The organism is Streptomyces sp. NPDC048057, assembly GCF_040653095.1.
In the GTDB taxonomy this organism is placed as follows: Bacteria; Actinomycetota; Actinomycetes; order Streptomycetales; family Streptomycetaceae; genus Streptomyces.
The window spans coordinates 12,995-33,773 of the sequence record NZ_JBEZNF010000018.1; the positions used below are offsets into that span (position 1 = coordinate 12,995).

The 20,779-nt window shown below is 74.1% G+C and carries 17 protein-coding genes; 8 read left to right on the forward strand and 9 right to left on the reverse strand.

Annotation, left to right across the window (positions count from 1 at the left end; genetic code table 11):
• The first annotated feature begins 139 nt into the window (after window positions 1-139).
• From AB0E05_RS21685 to AB0E05_RS21695, 3 genes are all read left to right on the forward strand, one after another.
• The gene (locus AB0E05_RS21685; RefSeq protein ID WP_361965854.1) at window positions 140-853 is read left to right on the forward strand and encodes a TetR/AcrR family transcriptional regulator; all 714 of its coding nucleotides are present in this window, start codon (window positions 140-142) and stop codon (window positions 851-853) included.
• A gap of 159 nt (window positions 854-1,012) precedes the next feature.
• Window positions 1,013-2,248: a sensor histidine kinase gene (locus AB0E05_RS21690; RefSeq protein WP_361965856.1), complete on the forward strand. Its 1,236-nt coding sequence runs from the start codon at window positions 1,013-1,015 to the stop codon at window positions 2,246-2,248.
• Entirely contained in the window at window positions 2,245-2,910 is a 666-nt protein-coding gene (locus AB0E05_RS21695; RefSeq protein ID WP_361965858.1) for a response regulator transcription factor, read from the forward strand. The genes AB0E05_RS21690 and AB0E05_RS21695 overlap by 4 nt, the downstream gene beginning before the upstream one ends.
• Here AB0E05_RS21695 and AB0E05_RS21700 read toward each other — a convergent pair.
• A complete protein-coding gene (locus AB0E05_RS21700) occupies window positions 2,871-4,250 on the reverse strand; it encodes an MFS transporter (protein ID WP_361965860.1) in 1,380 nt (459 codons plus the stop codon). The two genes, AB0E05_RS21695 and AB0E05_RS21700, sit on opposite strands and share 40 nt — an antisense overlap.
• 268 nt (window positions 4,251-4,518) lie before the next feature.
• On the opposite strand from AB0E05_RS21700, the gene AB0E05_RS21705 reads away from it, so the two are divergent.
• Window positions 4,519-5,733 carry an ROK family protein gene (locus AB0E05_RS21705; protein ID WP_361965862.1) on the forward strand — a complete coding sequence of 405 codons (1,215 nt, stop codon included), beginning with the start codon at window positions 4,519-4,521 and terminating at the stop codon, window positions 5,731-5,733.
• Window positions 5,734-5,803: 70 nt separating this feature from the next.
• On the forward strand, window positions 5,804-6,670 hold the full coding sequence (locus AB0E05_RS21710) for a YhjD/YihY/BrkB family envelope integrity protein (protein ID WP_361965864.1): 867 nt from the start codon (window positions 5,804-5,806) through the stop codon (window positions 6,668-6,670).
• On the opposite strand, the gene AB0E05_RS21715 is transcribed toward AB0E05_RS21710, so the two are convergent.
• Together AB0E05_RS21715 and AB0E05_RS21720 are read right to left on the reverse strand one after the other, a co-directional pair.
• Window positions 6,665-7,108: an ATP-binding protein gene (locus tag AB0E05_RS21715; protein WP_361965866.1), complete on the reverse strand. Its 444-nt coding sequence runs from the start codon at window positions 7,106-7,108 to the stop codon at window positions 6,665-6,667. The genes AB0E05_RS21710 and AB0E05_RS21715 overlap by 6 nt on opposite strands.
• A gap of 358 nt (window positions 7,109-7,466) precedes the next feature.
• A complete protein-coding gene (locus AB0E05_RS21720; RefSeq protein ID WP_361965868.1) occupies window positions 7,467-7,790 on the reverse strand; it encodes a hypothetical protein in 324 nt (107 codons plus the stop codon).
• A 272-nt stretch (window positions 7,791-8,062) separates the two neighbouring features.
• Here AB0E05_RS21720 and AB0E05_RS21725 point away from each other — a divergent pair, with 272 nt between their 5' ends.
• Window positions 8,063-9,199 carry a PLP-dependent cysteine synthase family protein gene (locus AB0E05_RS21725; protein ID WP_361965870.1) on the forward strand — a complete coding sequence of 379 codons (1,137 nt, stop codon included), beginning with the start codon at window positions 8,063-8,065 and terminating at the stop codon, window positions 9,197-9,199.
• A 24-nt stretch (window positions 9,200-9,223) separates the two neighbouring features.
• Here AB0E05_RS21725 and AB0E05_RS21730 read toward each other — a convergent pair whose 3' ends face one another.
• From AB0E05_RS21730 to AB0E05_RS21745, 4 genes are all read right to left on the reverse strand, one after another.
• Window positions 9,224-9,709 carry an SRPBCC family protein gene (locus tag AB0E05_RS21730; protein ID WP_361965872.1) on the reverse strand — a complete coding sequence of 162 codons (486 nt, stop codon included), beginning with the start codon at window positions 9,707-9,709 and terminating at the stop codon, window positions 9,224-9,226.
• Window positions 9,710-9,826: 117 nt separating this feature from the next.
• Window positions 9,827-11,779 carry a hypothetical protein gene (locus AB0E05_RS21735; RefSeq protein ID WP_361965874.1) on the reverse strand — a complete coding sequence of 651 codons (1,953 nt, stop codon included), beginning with the start codon at window positions 11,777-11,779 and terminating at the stop codon, window positions 9,827-9,829.
• A gap of 150 nt (window positions 11,780-11,929) precedes the next feature.
• The gene (locus AB0E05_RS21740) at window positions 11,930-12,364 is read right to left on the reverse strand and encodes an SRPBCC family protein (protein ID WP_361965876.1); all 435 of its coding nucleotides are present in this window, start codon (window positions 12,362-12,364) and stop codon (window positions 11,930-11,932) included.
• Window positions 12,361-13,200: a DeoR/GlpR family DNA-binding transcription regulator gene (locus AB0E05_RS21745; protein ID WP_361965878.1), complete on the reverse strand. Its 840-nt coding sequence runs from the start codon at window positions 13,198-13,200 to the stop codon at window positions 12,361-12,363. Before AB0E05_RS21745 ends, AB0E05_RS21740 begins: the two co-directional genes overlap by 4 nt.
• Before the next feature lie 311 nt (window positions 13,201-13,511).
• Here AB0E05_RS21745 and AB0E05_RS21750 point away from each other — a divergent pair, with 311 nt between their 5' ends.
• On the forward strand, window positions 13,512-15,983 hold the full coding sequence (locus AB0E05_RS21750) for a hypothetical protein (RefSeq protein ID WP_361966127.1): 2,472 nt from the start codon (window positions 13,512-13,514) through the stop codon (window positions 15,981-15,983).
• On the opposite strand, the gene AB0E05_RS21755 is transcribed toward AB0E05_RS21750, so the two are convergent.
• Together AB0E05_RS21755 and AB0E05_RS21760 are read right to left on the reverse strand one after the other, a co-directional pair.
• Entirely contained in the window at window positions 15,953-18,367 is a 2,415-nt protein-coding gene (locus tag AB0E05_RS21755; RefSeq protein WP_361965880.1) for a right-handed parallel beta-helix repeat-containing protein, read from the reverse strand. The genes AB0E05_RS21750 and AB0E05_RS21755 overlap by 31 nt on opposite strands.
• A gap of 412 nt (window positions 18,368-18,779) precedes the next feature.
• Entirely contained in the window at window positions 18,780-19,244 is a 465-nt protein-coding gene (locus AB0E05_RS21760; protein ID WP_361965883.1) for a DUF6643 family protein, read from the reverse strand.
• A 267-nt stretch (window positions 19,245-19,511) separates the two neighbouring features.
• Here AB0E05_RS21760 and AB0E05_RS21765 point away from each other — a divergent pair, with 267 nt between their 5' ends.
• Window positions 19,512-20,777, forward strand: coding sequence for a TerD family protein (locus AB0E05_RS21765; protein ID WP_361965885.1), 1,266 nt, complete (start codon window positions 19,512-19,514; stop codon window positions 20,775-20,777).
• The last annotated feature ends 2 nt before the right edge of the window (window positions 20,778-20,779 follow it).

Sequence of the window (20,779 nt, forward strand, 5' to 3'; positions counted from 1 at the left end):
GTGCTCCATTCGAGAGCACTGCTCTCGTTTGAGATCGCCGCTCTCGGAGCAACTCCAGTCTGCACGGAGCGCTGCTCCAAAGCAAGAGCAGTGCTCTCGAAATTGGTCAGTGCTCTCTGAGGCGTGGAAGACTGCGGCCATGACGTCGCTCCGTGGGGCCAGGGACCGGGCCCGTGTAGAAGTCACCGCCGCGATCAAGGACGAGGCCCGCAAGCAGCTCGCCGCCGAAGGCGCCGCGAAACTGTCCCTGCGCGCGGTCGCCCGGGAGCTGGGGATGGTCTCCTCCGCCCTCTACCGCTACTTCCCGAGCCGCGACGACCTGCTGACCGCGCTCATCATCGACGCCTACGACGCCGTCGGCGCCGCCGCGGAATCCGCCCTCGCCGCCGCCCCCGCACCCTCGTCCGGGACGCGCTCCGTCCACGTCGCCCGCTGGACCGCGATCTGTTCGGCCGTACGCACCTGGGCCATCGCGCACCCTCACGAGTACGCCCTGATCTACGGGTCGCCCGTGCCGGGGTACAGCGCTCCTCGGGACACCGTCGGCCCGGCCGCACGGGTCGGCATGGCCCTGATCTCCGTCGCCCGCGACGCTTACGCCACCACCGGACTCGCGCTCCCGCCCCTCGACCCCGCTCTGCGCCCCGAAGCGGAACGAATGGCCGCAGAACTCGCCCCCGACCTGCCGCCCGCTGCCGCGTTGGCCTTCGTGACGGCCTGGGCGGAGCTCTTCGGGCTGATCTCCTTCGAGGTGTTCGGCCAGTTCCACCGGCTCGTCGAGGAACGGGACGCCTTCTTCGCCCGGGCCGCCACCCGGCTCGCCCACGAGGTCGGCCTGGCCGAACGGCCCTGAGTCGCCCTGACGACTGACTGCACCGTCGGTTGCGTTGCCCGAGGTGCCCACCGCTACCTGGGTGCCATCCGCGGCTGTGGCCGTACTGCCCAGGGAGTAGGGACGATCACCACACCGGGGTGACGCCGGGCGCATGCGCATCCGTCTAGCGTTGCCGACATGGAACAGCAGCCCGACCGCGTCTGCGGTGGTCCCCTCTGGACGAAGGAGGACGGACCACCGTGGATGCGGCCGTGGGCGCGGCGCCGGGCCGACACCCGGGTGCCCTGGCTGTCCACCCTGCTGATCGCCGCGTTCGTGCTGGTGGGCACGGCGTTCGCGGCCCGGGGCCAGGAGGGCGCGCGGGAGTCCGTGGACGTGCTGGCCCGGGTGCTGTTGGTGACGTTGTCGGCGTGTCTGCTGCTGCGCCTGCGGTGGCCCGTCGTGGCGCTCGTCGGCACGGCCGTGCTCACCTCGCTGTATCTGGCCGCCGGCTATCCCTACGGCCCGGTGTTCGTGCCGGTCCTCGTCGCGGCCTTCTCCGCGGTCGTCGCGGGCCACCGGCGCGCCGCGTGGTGGACCGCGGGCGCCTTCTGGGCGGGGCACGTCCTGCTCGCCCACTGGTGGTACGCGTATCTGCCGCCGTCCGGCGACGGCGCGGCGCCCTGGGAGCGAGAGTTGGTCTTCGCCGCCTGGATAGCGGCCGTGCTCGCCGGCTCCGAGCTGCTTCGAATACGTCGCGCGGAGTGGGTCCGCGCCCAGGTCGAGCGGGCCGCTGCCGCCCGGCGACGCGCCGAGGAGGAACGCCTGCTGATCGCCCGCGAGTTGCACGACGTGCTGGCGCACTCGATATCCGTGATCAATGTGCAGGCCGGCGTCGGCCTTGCGCTCCTCGACCAGAATCCGGAGCAGGCGCGCACCGCCCTGACGACCATCAAGGCGGCCAGCAAGGAGGCCCTCGGCGAAGTGCGGCAGGTCCTCGACAGCCTCCGTGCGCCGGGGGAGGCGCCCCGTGCCCCGGCTCCCGGGTTGGACCGCGTGCCCGAGTTGGTGGAGCAGGCGCAGAGCGCGTCCCTCGCCGTCGCCGTCGAGACCCGGGGCATCGCCTTCGCCCTGCCGCCGGGCACGGACCTGGCCGCCTTCCGCATCCTCCAGGAGGCCCTGACGAACGTCGTACGGCACTCGGGCTCGCGCACCGCCCGTGTCCTGATCTCGTACGCCCCCGGGCGGCTCACCCTGCGCGTGACGGACGACGGACCGGCCAGCGACTCGGAAGCGGGCGGAAGCGGCAACGGCCTGGTGGGGATGCGGGAGCGTGCGGCCGGACTCGGCGGCACGATCCAAGCCGGTCCGCGCCGCGGGGGCGGTTTCGAGGTCTGCGCTGACCTACCGGTGCGACGGAAGGAGACGCTGTGATCCGCGTCCTGCTCGCCGATGACCAGCTGTTGGTGCGTGCCGGATTCCGGGCCCTGCTCGACGCCCAGCGGGACATCGAGGTCGCGGGCGAGGCGTCCGACGGGGCGGAGGCGGTGCGCCTGGTGGGCGAGGTGCGGCCGGACGTCGTCCTGATGGACGTCCGGATGCCCGTCCTGGACGGCCTCGCCGCCACCCGCCGGATCACGGAGGACGGCCGGTTCGAAGGGGTGAAGGTCGTCATCCTGACCACCTTCGAGCTGGACGAGTACGTCTTCGAGGCGATACGGGCGGGCGCCTCGGGCTTCCTGGTGAAGGACACCGAGCCGGACGAACTGCTCCGCGCGGTCCGGGCGGTGGTCGACGGGGACGCCCTGCTGTCGCCCGGGGTGACCCGGCGGTTGATCGCGGAGTTCGCGGCCCGCTCCAGAACGCCGGCCGACGAGGGGCGGCTCGCCGAACTCACCGACCGGGAGCGGGAGGTGATGGCCCTGGTGGGCATGGGCCTGTCGAACGAGGAGATCGCCCGCCGGCTGGTGGTCAGCCCGCTGACCGCCAAGACGCACGTCAGCCGGACGATGGTCAAGCTCGCCGCGCGCGACCGGGCGCAGTTGGTCGTGCTGGCCTATGAGTCGGGGCTGGTGCGCCCCGGCTGGTTGGGCTGACCGCCAGGCTGACCACCCGGTCGACTGCCTGGCCGACCGCTCTCGGTAGCCGCCAGCCCCTCCGGCTCGGGTTGCTGTTGAGGCCCGGCGGGGTGGGGCGTGGTGTCGTCGAGGGGTGGGGTGGTGACGTTGCGGGCCGCATACGCGATGACGGCGGCGCCGGTGGCGAGCGCGGCCACCGTCGTCAGGGCGAGGGGCAGGGAGAACCAGTCGGTGAGGAAGCCGATGGCGGGCGGTCCCAGCAGCATGCCGCCGTAGCCGAGCGTGGATGCGGCGGCGACTCCGCTCGGACCGGCCAGGGCGCCAGCCCTCGACACCGCCACGGGGAAGATGTTCGCCAGCCCGAGGCCGGCCACGCCGAAGCCCAACAGCACCAGCCACACCGTGGGCGCCAGGGCGCCGATGAGCATCCCGGCCGCCGCGGTCATACCGCCGGCGACGAGGGTGCGGGTCTGGCCGAGCCGTTCCAGAAGGAAGGTGCCCGACAGCCGGCCCGCGGTCATGGCCAGGGCGAAGAGCGCGTAGCCGAGTGCGGCGACGCCCGGGGTCGCGCCGAGGTCCTGTTCCAGGTGGAGCGCGCCCCAGTCGGCCATGGCGCCCTCCCCGTACGCGGTGCACAGCGCGATCACCCCGAGGAGGACGACGAAGTTCCGCGTGCGCCCCACCAGGCGGCGCGGGCGAGCGCGGGGCGCGTCGGCGGACGTGGACGGGTGCTCGGTTCTGGGCCCGGGCGCCCGGAGCAGCACCGGTGCGGTGACGGCGGTGACCAGCAGCCCGAGGGCGGCGAGCGACAGCAGGTGCCGGGTCGGCGACAGTCCGCCCGCGATGAGCGCCCCGAGCCCGGCGCCGACCATGCCGCCGAGGCTGTACGCGGCGTGGAACGCGGGCATCACGGGGCGCCCTATGGCGGCGACCAGATCGACGGCCGAGCTGTTCAGGGACACGCTCATGGCGCCGTAGGCGGCGCCGAAGACCAGGAGCACCAGGCCGAGGGCGACCACGTCGGGCATCAGCGGCGGCAGCGCGACCCCGAGCGACATCAGCGCGGCGCTGCCGACGGTGACCCGCAGGCTGCCGAAGCGGTGGCACAGGCGCCCGGTGAGCATCATCGTCACCACGCCGCCGGCCGAGACGCCGAGCAGGGCGAGACCCAGCGCGCTGGCGGAGGCGCCGGTCTGTTCCTTGATGGCGGGGATGCGGACGACCCACCCGGCGAACAGGAAGCCGTCGAGGACGAAGAAGACGGTGAGGGCGATGCGGAGGCGGGTCAGGGACGAGGGTGAGGGCGAGGGTGCGGCGGTGCGTCGGGAGGCTGCACGTGAGGGGCGTGAGAGGCGCAAGAGACGTGAAGGAAGGGACACGACCGACCGTATTTTGTTCAAGTCCGGCACAAATGCAGAATAGGTGTGGTATCCGTTTCGGACAAGATGGCCGAGCGTTCGCGGTCGTTGCCTCCGGTGCGCACCGGAACGATTCCCTGGCGAGAGCGGGGAGACAAGGGACGGTCCGCCCCGGGGAGCACGACCCGACGTCACGAACGGCAGGGATCGGCCTGCGGAGCCGTCCGGCACGGTTCGGGGCCCTGAAGATCATGGGAGACTCGCCACCATGAACGGCAAGGCGACGAGCACCAGATCGAGGCTGGAGAGGGGCCGCAGTGCGCTCGGTCCCGCACTGGAACTCGTCCACACCGGACGTGCGCCCACCCGCGCCGTCCTCACGGCCGAACTCGGCGTCACCCGCGCCACCGCGGGCGCCGTCGCCGCCGAGCTGGCGGCGCTCGGCCTGATCCGCGTCGACTCCCGCCCCGCCGCCGCGACCGGTTCCCAGGGCCGACCGTCCCACCGGCTCGCCGTCGACGACGACGGCCCCGTCGTGCTCGCCGCCCAGGTCCACGCCGACGGCTTCCGCGCCGCCCTCGTCGGCCTCGGCGGCCGGACCGTCGCCACCTCACCCGGCTGTCTCACGGTGGCCGCCGACCCCGGCCACGTCATCGGTGCGGTCGTCGCCGCCGGCGCCGCCCTGCTGCGCGACAGCGGTCGCCGCTGCGTGGGCGCGGGCCTCGCGGTCCCTTCGGCCGTCGCCGAACCGGACGGCACCGCCCTCAACCCGCTGCACATCGCCTGGCCCGCCGGCTCGCCCGTGCGCGACACCTTCGCCGAACACGTCCGCGCCGCCGGCATCACCGGCCCCGCCTTCACCGGCAACGACGTCAACCTCGCCGCCCTCGCCGAGCACCGGCACGGCGCCGGGCGCGGCGCGCACCACCTGCTGTGCGTGGCCACCGGCCACCGCGGCGTCGGCGGCGCACTCGTCCTCGACGGCCGGCTGCACACCGGCAGTTCCGGGCTCGCCCTCGAAGTCGGCCACCTCACCGTGAACCCCGAGGGGCGGCCCTGCCACTGCGGCAGCCGCGGCTGCCTGGACGTGGAGACCGATCCGCTCGCCTTCCTCACCGCCGCCGGCCGGGTGCCCGGCCCCGAGGTCTCCCTCCTCGCCCAGGCCGGCGAGCTGCTGCGGACCGAGTACGACGACCCCGCCGTACGGGCCGCCTGCGCACGGCTCATCGACCGCCTCGGCCTCGGTCTCGCCGGACTCGTCAACATCCTCAACCCCGACCGGATCATCCTCGGCGGACTCCACCGCGAACTGCTCGCCGCCGACCCGGAGCGGCTGCGCGCCGTGGTCGCCGACCGCAGCCTGTGGGGCCGCAGCGGCGGCGTGCCCATCCTCGCCTGCACCCTCGACCACAACAGCCTGGTCGGCGCCGCCGAACTGGCCTGGCAGCCGGTGCTCGACGACCCGCTGAGCGCGCTGGGCTGAGACCGTCGCCCGCCACCCGACCGGGGGCATCGAGGACGGCTCGGCCCCCGCGAGCGGGTAGGCGACGAGCATGAGCCACGAGCCCCCCGGTGCGCCGCCCCACGGGCATCGCCTCCAGCGACTGCACCGCCGGATCGCCTCGTCCTCCGTCGGCCTCGGCTGGAACCGCGGTCGCGAGATGGAACTGCTGCACCGGGCCATGGGCTTCGCCGCGCTCGGCTTCCTCACCCTCGTACCGCTGCTCGTGGTCGTCGCGGCGGCGGACCCCGCAAGCAGCCAGGGCTTCGCACGCTGGCTCGGCCAGGCCCTCGGCGTCTCCGAAGCCTCCCAGGCCCAGGTCGAACGGCTCTTCGCGCCACCGGGCACCGCGCTCCAGCGCACCACCGCCTTCGGCCTCGCCGCGCTCGCAGTCTTCGGCCTGACCTTCGGTTCGGCCGTGCAGACCGGCTACGAGAAGGTGTGGGACCTGCCGACCGCCCGCTGGCACACCATGTGGCGCCACGTGGTCTTCCTCGCGCTGCTGGTCTTCGCGCTGCTGGTGTTCGTCAACACCCCCGCGTTCGGCGGCTCGGGCGTCGGCACGGTCGCCACCGCCGCCCTGGACCTCCTCGGCACCTTCGCCTTCTTCCTGGTCGCCCAACGCCTGCTGCTCGGCGGCCGGGTCCGCTGGGGCGCGCTGGTGCCGGGAGCGGCGGCGACGGCCCTGTTCATGCTCGGGCTGCGGGTCTTCTCCCAGCTGGTGTTCTCACCGCTGATCGCCTCGAACGCGGTCACCTACGGCCCGTTCGGAACCGTCCTCGTCCTCCAGTCCTGGCTGGTCGGCGTCGGAGTCGTCGTGTACGGGGGCGCCTTGGTGGGGCGGCTGGTGCACGAGGAACGGGTGCGCCGACGCCTGGAGCGCAGCGTGCGGTCCGGCCCGGAGCGCAATCCCCTATGACGGGCCCGACCCTCCGGGGACCGCGAGCTGCGGTGGGGTGAGCTGCGGCGCGGCGAGGGTGAACCAGACCACCTTGCCGCCCTCGCCCCGGGGCCGTACGCCCCACGTCTCGCTCACCGCAGCTATCAATCCGAGGCCGCGGCCCGAAGTGGCGAAGAGGTCGGCCTCCCGCACGCTCGGCAGCCGCGGGTCGTGGTCCTGCACGGAGACCACGAGCCGATCGAGCAACAGCTCGATCTCCACGGTGCACTGCTTGTCGGGCTGGGCGTGTCGGTGGACGTTCGTCAGCAACTCGGTGACGCCGAGGGCGGCCTGGTCGATCAGCGGATCGAGGTGCCAGTAGCGCAGTTGCGCCGAGATGATTCTGCGGACCTGTCCGATCCGCGACGGCAGGGCTTGGAGCTCCACCGTGCAGTGCCTGCTGGGCTGACTGATCACGGCTACGACTCCCCGAATGAGGTCCGGAGGCCCGGAGGAGGACGAGGGAGGGAAGACGGGGGAAGCGAGGAACGACGAAGCACAACACAAGGCAACGATGCAGGGCCGACGGATCAGTCCCGTGACCGACCGTCTGCTGATCCGTCCGGCGACCACTGGATCCCAGCGTCACCGTTCATGCACCCTGGGTGATGTGAGACAAGCGTCAACCACTGCCCGAGGTCCCGCAACTCAGCGGCCGTCGTGACGCCGCCGTACGGGCGCACGGGCCGGGAGCGGCCGCTCCCGACGCCCTCCTCCGGGCGCCGCCCCCTGATCTCCCGACCCGTCCGTTGGGCCGAAGGTCCGTAGGACCGGATCAGCCCTCGCTGGCACCCGCCCCGCGCACGGCCTTCAGGAAGCGCCCCGCCACCCTGCTCGCGTCGGCCTCCTCGTCGCGCTGACCCATCGTCAAGCGGTAACGCTTGCCGTTCACCGTCAGCGCCGCGCTGGCCTCGTCGGAGAACCACGTCTTGCCCGCGCGGACCGCGCGCACCGGTGCACTGTCGATCACCCTGCCGTAGCTGGTGAGCAGTTGCAGCCGGCCGTCCTTGATCAGGACCTGGCCGGCCTTGGTGAGTGAGCGCGGCCATCGCTCGATCCGTACGCCAGTGGCCCGGAACTCGGGCTCTGCCATGGCCATCGGGCCCCTCCTCCCCTGTGTGTCACGTCGTCTGATGGCAGTCTGCAACATCCTGGGGCACGGGCACCAGTGGATGACGGCGGCGCTGTGCGCATACGGGTGGTTCCTTGGGGCGCACGGGCCACAAGCGATCCCTATGGATGCCCCAAGCGAATGTTTACGCAGGTGGGGCGCTTAATGTGACGGAAGGGAAGCACAGTCGACGACAGCGGGCACCGGCGCACCCGGACGGATCCGGAGGCGTCGGCGCGGCAGGCACAGGGACGGCGGGCATGAACGGCTACGGGCAGCGCATGACGGGCGAATCGACGACGACCGGCGACGTGGACCGCAGCGACCCCGCCTACCGCGGCTGGTTGAAGGAAGCGGTCCGCAAGGTCCAGGCGGACGCCAACCGTTCGGCGGACACCCACCTGCTGAGGTTCCCCCTGAAGGAGGAGTGGGGCATCGACCTCTACCTCAAGGACGAGTCCACCCACCCCACCGGCAGCCTCAAGCACCGGCTCGCCCGCTCCCTCTTCCTCTACGGGCTGTGCAACGGCTGGATCCGCCCCGACCGCCCCGTCATCGAGGCGTCCAGCGGCTCGACCGCCGTGTCCGAGGCGTACTTCGCCAAGCTGATCGGCGTGCCGTTCGTCGCGGTGATGCCCCGCACCACCAGCCCCGAGAAGATCCGGCTCATCGAGTTCCACGGGGGCCGCTGCCACTTCGTCGACGACTCCCGCCGGATGTACGAGGAGTCCGCCGCGCTCGCGGAACGCACCGGCGGCCACTACATGGACCAGTTCACCTACGCCGAACGGGCCACGGACTGGCGCGGCAACAACAACATCGCCGAGTCCGTCTACCAACAGCTGCGCCTGGAGCGCTACCCCGAGCCCGCGTGGATCGTGGCGACCGCCGGCACGGGCGGCACCTCGGCGACCTTCGCCCGCTACATCCACTACATGCAGTACGACACCCGGGTCTGCGTGCCCGACCCGGAGAACTCCTGCTTCTTCGACGGCTGGACCCGCAACGACCCGGGCGCCACCAGCGACCACGGCTCCCGCATCGAGGGCATCGGCCGCCCCCGGATGGAACCGAGCTTCGTGCCCGGCGCCATCGACCGGATGATGAAGGTGCCCGACGCCGCGTCCGTCGCGGCCGCACGCGCCCTGGACACCGCGATCGGACGGAAGGCCGGCGGCTCCACCGGCACCGGGCTGTGGAGCGCCTTCAAGATCGTCGCGGAGATGGTGGCGGCGGGGGATCGGGGCAGCGTGGTCACCCTGCTCTGCGACCCCGGCGAGCGCTATCTGGACAAGTACTACTCCGACGCCTGGCTGGTGGAGCAGGGCCTGGACGTCACTCCGCACGCGAACGCGATCGAACGGTTCCTCGACACCGGTCGGTGGGCCGACGCCTGAACGGAGCCGGCCGCGACGGCGCCGTCAGTGCGTCGCCGAGTCGGCCAGCCGGCGGTCCAGCGCTCGCATCGCCGCCCGGAAGGAGTACCGCAGGCCCGGCTTCGTCAGCTTCATGAACGCCCGGGCCGCCGGCGGGCCGTCGACGGCGAAGGTCCAGCGCACCCGGCTGCCGCCGGTCGGCCCCGGCAGGATGCGCCACTCCTCGGCGAGGGCCGTCACCGCGGGCGCGTTGGTGCGGTCCACGCGGTACGCGTACCGCGTGTCCGGGTCGTCGGCCAGGACGGTCTCCTCGAAGGCGATCCCCACCCGCAGGGTGACGTCCCGGCCGTCGCCGCCGCGGGTCGGGGTGACCCCGGAGACCGCGTCGAACCACCGGGGCCAGTCCGTCAGGTCCTCGGCGAGCGCCCGGTGGACGGCCCGGGGCGGCGCTTCGAGCGCTGCGGCGAAGACCAGGCGCACGGGCGCGACCTCGACGAAGTCGAGTTCCACCGGGCGGAGTCGGCGCGTCATGGTGCGTACCTCCCGAACTGGACGACCAGGTCCGCACACGATAGGCGGCGGGGCGCACGACGTCCTCGGCGGGGCCGGACGAACCGTCACGCACGGCCCCGGGCACGCCCGGAGGCGTCAGTCGTCGGCGGCGTTCGCAGCGAGCGGGGCCAGAGTGCCGCCCGAGGCCAGCCGTGCCGACAGGCGCACCGGGGAGCCCTGGGGGACCGGTACCGCCAAGGTCGTCCCCCGCTCCTCGGCTTCGACCGGGCCCGCAGCCGTGATGCGACTGACCGCACGGCTCCCGGCGGCCAGCAGGAACCACTTCCCCGACGGCGAGCGCCAGTGCGCACCGGCGAGGACGTGCTGCCCGAACCTGCTGCACGCGGCCGTGTCCTCGGCCCGGGCCACCACCGAGCCCGCCGCGCCCGGTGCCGCCGGCGGCTGGAACTGGACCAGCACCCGGCCCCGCCCCCGCCAGGTCTCCGCCCGGGTGCACACCCAGGCGGCCCGCCCTGCGTCGTCGGGCAAGTCCTGGTGCGCGTACGCCCAGTCGTTCACCGACCGCACCCCGGCGCCCCGCAGTGCCCCGAGGAGACAGGCGCTGCGGGCCCAACTCGCGAGCGCCGGCGCACCGGTGGCCTCACGCGGCTGGCGGGCGGGTGCGCCCTCGCCCGGCGGCGGGGTGTGCGTGAGGTGCACCGGCGCCAGGTCCCCGAGGTCGGTGACCAGGAACCTGTGGTCCTCCACGATCCGCTGCGACGACCGCAACTGGAGCGCCGGCCACGACGTGCAGGCACCCTGGGCCGCGGGGGACGGCACCACTGCGGTAACCCCGCCGTCCGCCACCGCGAGCGCCCGCGCCGCCCCGTCCGGCTCCAGCAGGTCGCGCACCGCCGCCTCGGCGATCCACGGCGCCAACAGGTGGCGCGCCCCGTCCTCGCTGCGACCGAGCACGACCGACGCCGCGGTGGTGACGTCCGCGTCGTCCGTACGGGCGAAGTCCAGGGCCGGCGCGCCCGCACCGGCACGCGGCTCGGCGTACCGCACCACCCGCGTGCCGTCGTGCAGGAGGACGACCACCGCTTCGTCGACCGTCCCCGCGTACAGCAGCCGGGCGGGCTCGGCGGGCCCGGTGCGCGTCGTGTCCTTGGTGGCGGAGACCCGTACCGTCGCACCGGGCGCGGCCCAGGCGTCGAGTGCCCGCTGCAACAGCGCCCTGTCGTCCGTGCGCTCGCCGCGCGCCGGCCACACCGAGAAGTCCAGTCGCGCCGTGCCCGCCCAGGCGTCTTGGGGCGCCCGCTGGAGCAGGTCCACGTCGAGCGCCCGCGCCAGGGCCATCGGCCCCGGCGCACCGGCGTGCGCGCCCGCGGGCGACCGGTCGTCCCGCGCCGACAGGTCCACCGCGGCCACCCCGGTCGCCAGCAGCGCGAGGACGCCCCCGGCCGCGGCCGTACGGGACCGCTGACGGCGCCGCAGCAGATCGCTCGGCCGGGTCTGCACCGCACACGGATCGAACTCCGCGGCCCGCAACAGCGCCTCGGCCCGCCCGCCGCCCGACTCCCGCAGCCGGTGCGCCGTCCGCAGCGCCGCACCCGGATCCGCCACCTGGCACTGCGTCAACAACTCCCTGACGTCCGCATCGCAGAGCCCTTCGAGCACCCCGAGCGCGAACGCCGCGCGCGCCGGCGCGGACACCGTCGACAGCGCCTGGTCCAACGCCAACTCCTCCGCCCCGCCGGCGCTCGGGAACAGCCGCAGCCCCACCACCAGCGGCAGCCCACCGTCCCGCCACCACCGCCGGCGCAGCGCACCCCGCAGGATCCGGTGCCGCACCCAGCGGTACGCGGCGGTCTCCACCCCGCTCTCCCGCTCCCCGCCCGTCCCGCCGCGGGCCGTCCGCGGCAGTGCACGCTGAACCGTGGCGTGCGCGGCGAGCACCCGCCGATGGCGCCCCAGGGACGGCGGCAGCGTCAGATAGGCGAGACGTACGAGCCGGGGATAGTGCTCCACGAGGATCGCTTCCGCCTCCTGGATCCCGGGGCGGGCGCCCATTGTGGCGCGGAGGGGCGGCTGACGGTGTGTCGGCATCGGGCGCTGCGCCTTCCGGTACGCGCATCGCATCGCCATGCGCGGATCGCTCTCACTCGTTGCGTCAAACGAGTGGATCGCGGCTCGGTCACCCCCGAGCTGCGCCCGTCCGCCCGGCCGGGCCACCACGGTGCCCGGCCCGTGGGGCCGTCAGCGCAGCACGCCGTCCAGCGCCCGCCCGAAGACCACCCGGCCCACCCGCGCCACCAGGGGGTCCAGCCGCCGCGGCAGCGGACGCAGGCGCAGGTCCTCCGTCCACACCACCAACGAGTCCGCGGCCCCGCGCGGATGCACCTCGATCACCGCCCACCCCAGGACGAGACGACCGCGCTTCTCCAGCCGGCAGCGGCCCGGCGATCCCCCGGCGGGCGGCTCCCACCCGACGACCTCCATCGGGTCGTCGACGGCGATCCGCCCCAGGCCCGAGCGCACCACGAAGACCGTGCCCTCCCGCGTGGGGCCGGCGGTGACGGACGCCAGGGCGGTGAACGGCACCCGGTCCGCGTGACGACCCCAGTCGGTGACCCGCCGCCACGCTTGCTCCGCCGACAGCGCCACCTCGCGCTCCAGCCGGAACGCGGTCACTCGCCCGGCTCGCGCTCTCCCGCGACCACCAGGCCGCCCGGCAGGTGCTCCTCGATCTCCGCGCGCGCGGCGGTCGGCAGGCCCGTGTCCGTGACCAGGGCGTCGACCTCGGTCAGCCGGGCGAAGGAGCTCAGCCCCACCGTTCCCCACTTGGTGTGGTCGGCCACCACGACGACCCGGCGGGCGGAGCGGACGAAGTGACGGTTCGTCTCCGCCTCCGCGAGGTTCGGCGTGGACAGCCCGGCCTTCACCGAGATCCCGTGCACCCCGATGAAGAGCACGTCGAAGTGGAGCGTGCGGATCGCGGTGTCCGCCACCGGGCCGACCAGCGTGTCCGACGGGGTGCGCACGCCCCCGGTGAGGACCACCGTCGCCCCGCCGGGTCGGCCGGGCGGCGCACCGGGCTGGGTGCGGTGGGCGTTGTGGAGGACGTCGGCGACCCGCACCGAGTTGGTGACCACGGTCAGGTCGGTGACGTCGACGAGCTGCTGCGCCAGTGCGTACGCCGTCGTGCCGCCGGCCAGCGCGATCGCCGTGCCCGGGGTGACCATGGCCGCCGCCGCCCGGGCGATGTCCTCCTTGGCCCGCAGCTCCAGGCCCGACTTCGCCTCGAACCCCGGCTCGTGGGTGCTCGCCTCCACCACGGGCACCGCGCCCCCGTGGACCTTCTCGACGACGCCCTGCCGGGCGAGCGCGTCCAGATCCCGCCGCACCGTCATGTCGGAGACGTTAAGCCTGCGGGTGAGTTCATTGACCCGCACCCCGCCCCGTCGGCGGACCTCGTCGAGGATCAACGCACGTCGTTGCTCCGCGAGCAGGTTCTGGTTGTCGGTCACTGCCCAGGCCCGTCCTTCGGTCTCCCGCCGCTCCCGGCGCCGCCCCGCCGCTCGTGCGGCTGGGGGCGCCCATCTTCCCACGGGCCCGTCCACGCCCAGGCGTACGGACTCCGTGACCTGTCCGCCGGGAGCTGTCAGAATCCGGGACCCTGAGGCGTGGCGCGCAGGCGCGCCGGCAGCCGAACCTCCCACCGAGAGAGCGAGTCACCGCAGTGTCCGCTGAAGCGCCCGGCGCGTCCCCGCCCCCGTCCGTCCCGGGGCCCGCGCTCGAACTCCTCGTCCACGGCGTCGGCGGCACGACCCCGCAGGCCATGCTCGGTGACCCCCGCACGGTCCTCGTCTCCGGCGACGAGAAGGCGGCCGTCTTCCGCCGCGCCGAGGACGTGGGTGCGGAGAGCGACCCGGCGCGCGGTCGCGGCGATCCCGTGCCGGAGGCGTACTGCTGGTCCAACCTCACCTCCGGCAACGGCGCACGGGCGCTGTGGCTGCTGCTCCTGCCCTTCATGGTGGCGAACCTCGCGCACTGGATGCGCCCGCGTGCGCGGGGGCGGGTGCGCACCACCCGGGTGTACGGGGCGCTGGTGCGGCTGGTGGCGCTCAGCCTGACCGTGGTGATGACGGCCGCCGCGTGCGAGGTCGCGCTGGACCTGGTGGCCTGGCAGTGCGCCGGGAGCGCGGCGTGCACGGACGGACGGTCCTGGATCGGCTTCCTCGCCGCCGACCGCGGCGGCTGGTGGTCCCAGCCCGGCCGCCGGCTCGCGCTCGCGGCCCTCGTCCCGGTCGCCCTGGTGGGGCTGCTCTGGTACCTGTCCAACCGCACCTGGACCGCGTACGAGTCGCAGCGCCCGCCGCTCGGCGAGCACACCCCCGTCGCCGACGGGAAGCACCGCACCCCGGACAACCCTCAACCTGAAGTCGAGGATGAGGGTGACGGGGACGGCGAGGGCGAGGAGGACGAGCACCCGCACGCCACGGAGCGGGACCCCGGGGCATCCGCGCCCCCCAGGACCACCGTGCGCTTCGCACTGGGCCGGCCCGGGTTCTGGTACGGCCGTCGCCACGTCGCCCGGCTGCGCGCCGCCCACACCGCGGCAGGCTTCCTCACCGTCGCCGCGGCCGTCACCGGCGCCCCGGCGCGCCACGACCGCGGCGGCGAGAGCGCCCTGCTGACGGCGGTCGGCCTCCTGCTGGCCGGCGCGCTGGTGCTCGGCGCGTGCGCCGTGGTCTGGGTGGTGGTCCACCGCGGACGCAGCGAACGCCGCTTCGACGTCCGCGTCGAGCGCACCGCCGTCACCGCCCTGCCCGGCGCCTCGCTCGCGGTGCTCGCCGGTGCCCTGGTCTACGCCTCCTGGTCGCGGCCCGGGTGGGAGTCCCGCGGCACCCTCCCCGGCGAGCTGACCTTCAGCGTCCTCACCATCGGCCAGGGCGTCCTGGTGGTCGCCCTCGCGGCCGTCGCCCTCAGGCTGCACTGCCGCGCCCGCCACCCCCGCAGCGTCCTCGGCGGCCTCGGCGGACCCGCCGTCGCCGTCCTCGCCTGCGCGCTGGGCTCCGTCATGACCGGTGGCACCGCCCAACGGGTCGCCGACTGGCTCGACGGACCGGGCACTCCCGGCATGGACGGCGACGGCTCCATCCCCGGGCCGCCCGTGCTGCTGAGCTGGCAGGCGTCCGTCATCCCCGTCCTGCTCGCCCTGCTGCTGGTGCCCGCCCTGGCCCTGGCCGTACGGACCTGGCTGACGGCCCGTCGGCTCGGCGGCGCCGTCGAGCGGGAGTACGAGCGGTGGGACGGCCGCCTCGAAAGCGGCGACCGAGCCGCCCGGCGCCTCGGCGACACCGGCTGGCGCCCCGACCCCGTCCGCACCCGCCGCATCGCCGGCGCCCGCGCCCGGGCCGGACTCACCGACTCGGCGCCCCTGATCGTCGGCGTCCTCGCCGCGGCCACCCTGCTGCTCGGCGCCGGCGCCGTCTACGGCGCGTGGCGCAGCGACGCCGTGCCCGGCCGCGCCGTCGAAGGCGGCTTCGTCGGGTCCGCCGCCGAAGCCGTCCAGTTCCTGGGCTCCTGGCTGGTCGGCTTCGGCATCCTGCTCTTCGTCACCTGGGGCCGCCGCGCCTACCGCGACCCCTCCGCCCGGCGCACCATCGGCATCCTCTGGGACGTCGGCACCTTCTGGCCCCGGGCCGCCCACCCGTTCGCCCCGCCGTGCTACGCCGAGCGCGCCGTCCCCGACCTGACGTGGCGGATGTCCACCTGGACCGCGCAGACCCGGGCCCACGGCGGCCGGCTGGTGATCTCCGGCCACTCCCAGGGCAGCGTCCTCGCGGCCTCCGCGGTGTGGCAACTGCCCGCCGAGACCCGCGCGCGGGTGGCGCTGCTGACGTACGGCTCACCGCTGGAGCGGCTCTACGGACGGTGGTTCCCCGCCTACTTCGGCCCCGAGGCGCTGCGCGCCCTGCGTGACGAGGTGCACTGCTGGAACAACCTGTGGCGGCCCACCGACCCCATCGGCGGGCCGGTGCGCGTGCCGTCGGGCCCCCGCCCGTCGCCCGACCGGACCGCCCTGAAGGACCCGGTGGCGTACGGCCGCTCCGAGCGGTACCCGCTGCCCGAACCGATCCGGGGACACTCCGACTACCAGGCCGACCCCGCCTTCGCGGACGCCCGCGCGGACCTGTTGAGCCTGATCCCCGGCGTCCCACGACAGGCCGGGCGCCGCAGGGGACCGCGCAGCGGAGCCAACCCCCGCACCGGGCGTCAGGGCAGTTCGGGCAGGTCGTCGGGGTAGAGGAGGGTGAGGGCGTCGGTGTCGACCTCGGCCAGCTCGGCGACCCGGCCGGCGTGCCGCTCGACCATCGACTCGAAGGTCTGGCGCGCGGTGCGGCCGTTGCCGAAGGCAGGCCCCTTCGGCAGCCGGCCGAAGTACGACACCAGCGCCTCGGACGTGCCGTCGGCGAGCCGGTACTCGTGCTCGTCCGCCTGCTGCTCCACGATCCGCAGCAGCTCCCCGGCGCCGTAGTCCTGGAAGGTGATGGTGCGGGAGAACCGCGACGCGACGCCGGGGTTGACCGCGAGGAAGCGTTCCATCTCGGCGGTGTAGCCGGCGACGATGACCACCACCGCGTCCCGGTGGTCCTCCATCAGCTTCACCAGCGTGTCGATGGCCTCCTTGCCGAAGTCCCGCCCGGAGTCCTCGGGGGAGAGCGCGTACGCCTCGTCGATGAAGAGCACACCGCCGCGCGCCCGGTCGAACGCCTCCTGCGTGCGGATCGCGGTGGAGCCGATGTGCTCGCCGACCAGGTCCACCCGGGACACCTCGACGAGGTGTCCGCGCTCCAGCACGCCGAGGGAGGCCAGGATCTCCCCGTACAACCGGGCCACGGTCGTCTTGCCGGTGCCGGGGGAGCCGGTGAAGACCAGATGGCGGCGGACGGACGCGGCCTTCAGCCCCGCCTCCTGCCGGCGCCGGCCCACCTCGATCATGTTCGTCAGCGAGCGGACCTCGAGCTTGACGCTGTCCAGCCCCACCAGGGCGTCCAACGCGCCGAGCACGTCCTCCGAGGCGCGGGCGGGCGCCGCGGCCACGGCGGCGGCCTCGGGCCGCGCCGCGCCGGCCGGCGCCGCCGTCAGCAGCCCGGGGGACTGGACCTCGGTCGCGGTCGCCACGGGTATCGCGGCGGTGGTGCGCTCCGCCGACCCCACCGCGGACTCGTCGCCGGTGCACTCCTCGACCAGCAACAGGGACGGGTCGGCGAACTCGTAACCGCCGCGGGAGCACCGCTCGGTGCGGCACCGGCTCAGCGTGGTGCGGCAGCCGTCCATCACGTGGAAGCCGTAGCCGCCGCTGCCCGTGACCCGACAGCCGCGGAACGTGCCGCGGCCCTCCGCCGACACGTAGAAACCCGCCTCGGCGGGCGAGGTGACCGTGCACCGCTCGATCACCGGGTCCGCGCCCTTGGTGACGATCACCCCGGTCTGTGCCGCGTCGATCGTGCACCCGGCGAGGGTGCCGCCGCTGCCGTGGTCCCGGAACCAGGCGCCCGTGGACGCCTGGCTGATGCGGCAGTCGTCGAGTTGGGCGGTGGCTCCGTCGCTCACCGACACCGCGGTGTTCCGGATCTGGGAGAGGTCGCTGTCGACGACGTCCACCCGGGAGCCGCGGTCCAGGACGAACAGCGCGTCCGGCACGTCGTGGACCCGGCAGGAGTCCAGCACGGCGGTGGCGCCGTCGCTGATCCACACGGCCGGGTAGTCGCCGGTGCTGTCGTGGATCTCGCACTGGTTGGCGTCCACCCGGGTCCCCGGGTCCCACACCGACAGGCCGTTGCGGCCGAAGCGGCGGACCGAGGAGCGGGTGAGGGTCAGCACGGAGCGGGACCGCAGGTCGATCGCGTTCTCCGGGACGTCGTGGATGTCGCAGTCCGAGAGCGTGAGCACGGCGTCCGTGTCGAGGGTGACGCCGTCGGCGGAGGTGCGGTGCACGGAACAGTCCGACAGGTGTGCCGAGGCGCGGGTGCCGACCTGGACGCCCGCGCCCTTGATCTCGTACACCTCGCAGCCGACGGCCTCCAGGACGCTGCCCTCGCCGCTGGCGGCGAGCCCCGCGCCCGAGGCGTGGTGCACCCGGCAGCGCTCCAGCCGGGGATGTCCGCCGCCGCGCACCGAGACGCCCGACTGGCCGGCGCTGACGACCTCGCACTCCTCGTACACCCCGCCCGCGCCGTCCAGCACGGCTATGCCGATGCCGGCCGGGTTGTCGACGGTGACGCGGCGCACGGTGGGCCGGGCCCCGCCGCGGACCTCCAGACCGCTGGCCGAGCGGGTGGAGATCCGCACGTCGACCAGGTCGGGGGTGCCGTCCTCGACCAACAGCGCGGGAGCGGTGGTGTCCTGGCCCTCGACGTGCAGGTCCCGCACGGTGGCCGAGGCGCGCACGACCAGGGGGACGCCGTCCACGGGCGCGATCCGCACCGACCCGACCGCGCCCTCCGGGCCGCGCAGCGTGACCGCGTGCTGGAGCACGAGGTTCTCGCGGTACGTGCCCGGTGCGACGGTGAGGACGTCGCCGTCCCCGGCGGCTTCGAGCGCCGCCGCGAGGGTCGCGTACTCACCGGTGCGCCGCCGCCAGCGCGACGTGCCGGTGTGGGTCACCTGGACCGTGCCCTGTGCCATGGTGCTGCTCTGCCCCCACCTCGTGGTGTGCTGCCGTGCCGCGCCCGACGGCGCGACGCGTCCCGGACCAGTCTTCAGGACGCGGTCCGGTGCGCCGCGGGCGGCACCGGGTTCCCGGTCCGCGCGGGCGGGTCGAACCACCGTATCGTGCGCGGCGGACGGCAGTTGACGCGTCGCGAGGCCAGCCGGTGGGCCGGCGGCGGTGGCATGCATCACTACGGGGCGCCGCTGGTGGAACGCGCGCCGGGGCAAGGCGGCACGGATGCGGCGGAACGCTGTGATGAAACGTTACTTCGGATGATGTCGCGGCACGGCGAAGCAGCGGGTGACGCCGGGGCTCCCCCTTCCCCGACGCCGTGGGGCTCCCGCAGACCCCGTCACGGGGAACCCCGACACCTGCGTCCGCGCCGTGTCAGTACCCCTGGCCGCCCTGGTACGGACGGGCCGGCGGGACGTGGTACCCGGCGGGGCCGTGGCCCTGCGGGGGCGCGGGACGGGGCGCCGCGGGACGCATCGCCTCGTACCCGGCCGGCGCCGGACGCGGGGGCTGGGCCTGGGGGCCGGGGTAGCCGCGCGGGACGCCCGGCTGCTGCGGCGCGTACGGCGCCGGCTGGAGCAGCCCGGGGTGCGACATCTGCGGCGGATGGCCGTACCCCGAAGGCGGTTGGGGGGCCGAGGGGCCCGAAGGGAGCGCGGGCAGGGCCGCGGGGAGCGCCGGCAGGTAGCCGTTGCCGTTGGTGTCGTACGCGGAGGGCACTCGGATCGGCGCGATCTGAGGCGTGCCCCGCTCTGCGACGAGGGAGTCGTAGATCGGGGTGTCGGCGAAAGACGGTGCGGAGTAGTAGCCGCCGCCGTAGGAGGCGCGGGGGGAGGTCATGGGACATAAGTTAAGCCCTGAGTTGTCGGTTGGGGAGTCCGGTAAGGGGGTTCTTTCGCCGGAGATGAGGGGGTGCGCACCCCCAATGTGAGCGAACCCGGGAAAATCGGTCGCGCGGGCGGGCAAGAATCGTGTAAAGGACGAGCTGAGAGCGGGTTACTCACGGGTCCGCAGGAGTCTTCTGGGGCGCCCGGGACGTAGGTTGGTGGACACGAGCGGTCCGGAACACCCCGGTACACCGACGCAGCGACCGCGATGGGGGCGAGCATGTCCATGCGCAAGGGAGCCAACACTCCGGTGGCGGCGCAGCAGGTCCGAGTGGAACTGGGGTGGCGCACGGGCCCCTCGGTCCCCGACGTCGACGCCTCGGCGCTCCTGCTCGACTCCGGTACGGGCAAGGTCCGCTCCGACGGCGACATGGTCTTCTACAACCAGCCGGCGCACGCGTCGGGGGCCGTGCGCCACGAGGGCAAGGGGCCCGGCGCGGGCGGCGCGGTGACGGACGCGGTCGCGGTGGACCTGACGCGCGTGGAGCCGTCCGTCGGACGCATCGTGCTGGCCGCTTCCGCCGACGGCGGGCCCTTCGGCCGGGTGCCGGGGCTGTACGTCAGCGTCGTCGACGCCGCGTCCGGTGCGGAACTCGCGCGGTACGAGAGCGAGGACGCGAGCGTGGAGACGGCGTTCGTGCTGGGGGAGCTGTACCGGCGTCAGGGCGCGTGGAAGTTCCGGGCGATCGGGCAGGGCTACGGCACCGGGCTGGAGGGACTGGCCACGGACTTCGGGATCGCCGTCGACCAACCGCCGGCCCCTGCCCCTGCTTCCGTTCCTGCCCCCGCCCCTGCTCCGGTGGCGCCTGCGCCGGCCGCCCCCCGACCTCCTGCGCCTCCCGCAGCTCCCGTGCGCCTGACCAAGGTGACGCTGACGAAGGAGGCGCCCACGGTCTCCCTCACCAAGCAGGGCGGCACCTCCGGCGCCCTGCGGGTGAACCTCAACTGGCAGGTGCGCAAGCAGTTCAAGAGCTGGGGCGCCAAGCTCGGCCGGGCCATCGCCCTCCACGCCGACCTCGACCTCGACCTGTGCGCGCTGTACGAACTCTCCGACGGCAGCAAGGGCGTCGTCCAAGCCCTCGGGAACGCCTTCGGCTCCCTCGACCGACCGCCCTTCATCCACCTCGACGGCGACGACCGCACCGGCGGCACCTCCGGTGAGAACCTCACCATCAACCTCGACCACCAGCGCCACTTCCGTCGCATCGTCATCTTCGTGACCGTCTACGAGGGCGCGCGCAGCTTCGCCGACCTGGACGCCACGGTGACGCTGACGCCGCAGCACGGCGCTCCGATCGAGTTCGCCCTCGGCGAGTGCACCGTCCCCTCCACCGTCTGCGCCCTCGCCCTGATCACCAACACCGGATCCGAACTCGTCGTCCAGCGCGAGGCCCGCTTCCTGGTGCCGCAGCGGGGCGTGAGCCCGCAGCGCACCGTGGACCACGCCTACGGCTGGGGGATGAACTGGACCCCCGGCCGCAAGTGACG

Bases quoted from the DNA above. Each gene is read 5' to 3' on its own strand.
- AB0E05_RS21710 (WP_361965864.1), top strand. From the start codon at position 5,804: ATGAGCCACGAGCCCCCCGGTGCGCCGCCCCACGGGCATCGCCTCCAG.
- AB0E05_RS21685 (WP_361965854.1), top strand. From the start codon at position 140: ATGACGTCGCTCCGTGGGGCCAGGGACCGGGCCCGTGTAGAAGTCACC.
- AB0E05_RS21725 (WP_361965870.1), top strand. From the start codon at position 8,063: ATGAACGGCTACGGGCAGCGCATGACGGGCGAATCGACGACGACCGGC.
- AB0E05_RS21750 (WP_361966127.1), top strand. From the start codon at position 13,512: ATGCTCGGTGACCCCCGCACGGTCCTCGTCTCCGGCGACGAGAAGGCG.
- AB0E05_RS21690 (WP_361965856.1), top strand. From the start codon at position 1,013: ATGGAACAGCAGCCCGACCGCGTCTGCGGTGGTCCCCTCTGGACGAAG.
- AB0E05_RS21735 (WP_361965874.1), bottom strand. From the start codon at position 11,779: ATGCCGACACACCGTCAGCCGCCCCTCCGCGCCACAATGGGCGCCCGC.
- AB0E05_RS21760 (WP_361965883.1), bottom strand. From the start codon at position 19,244: ATGACCTCCCCCCGCGCCTCCTACGGCGGCGGCTACTACTCCGCACCG.
- AB0E05_RS21730 (WP_361965872.1), bottom strand. From the start codon at position 9,709: ATGACGCGCCGACTCCGCCCGGTGGAACTCGACTTCGTCGAGGTCGCG.
- AB0E05_RS21705 (WP_361965862.1), top strand. From the start codon at position 4,519: ATGAACGGCAAGGCGACGAGCACCAGATCGAGGCTGGAGAGGGGCCGC.
- AB0E05_RS21720 (WP_361965868.1), bottom strand. From the start codon at position 7,790: ATGGCCATGGCAGAGCCCGAGTTCCGGGCCACTGGCGTACGGATCGAG.
- AB0E05_RS21755 (WP_361965880.1), bottom strand. From the start codon at position 18,367: ATGGCACAGGGCACGGTCCAGGTGACCCACACCGGCACGTCGCGCTGG.
- AB0E05_RS21765 (WP_361965885.1), top strand. From the start codon at position 19,512: ATGTCCATGCGCAAGGGAGCCAACACTCCGGTGGCGGCGCAGCAGGTC.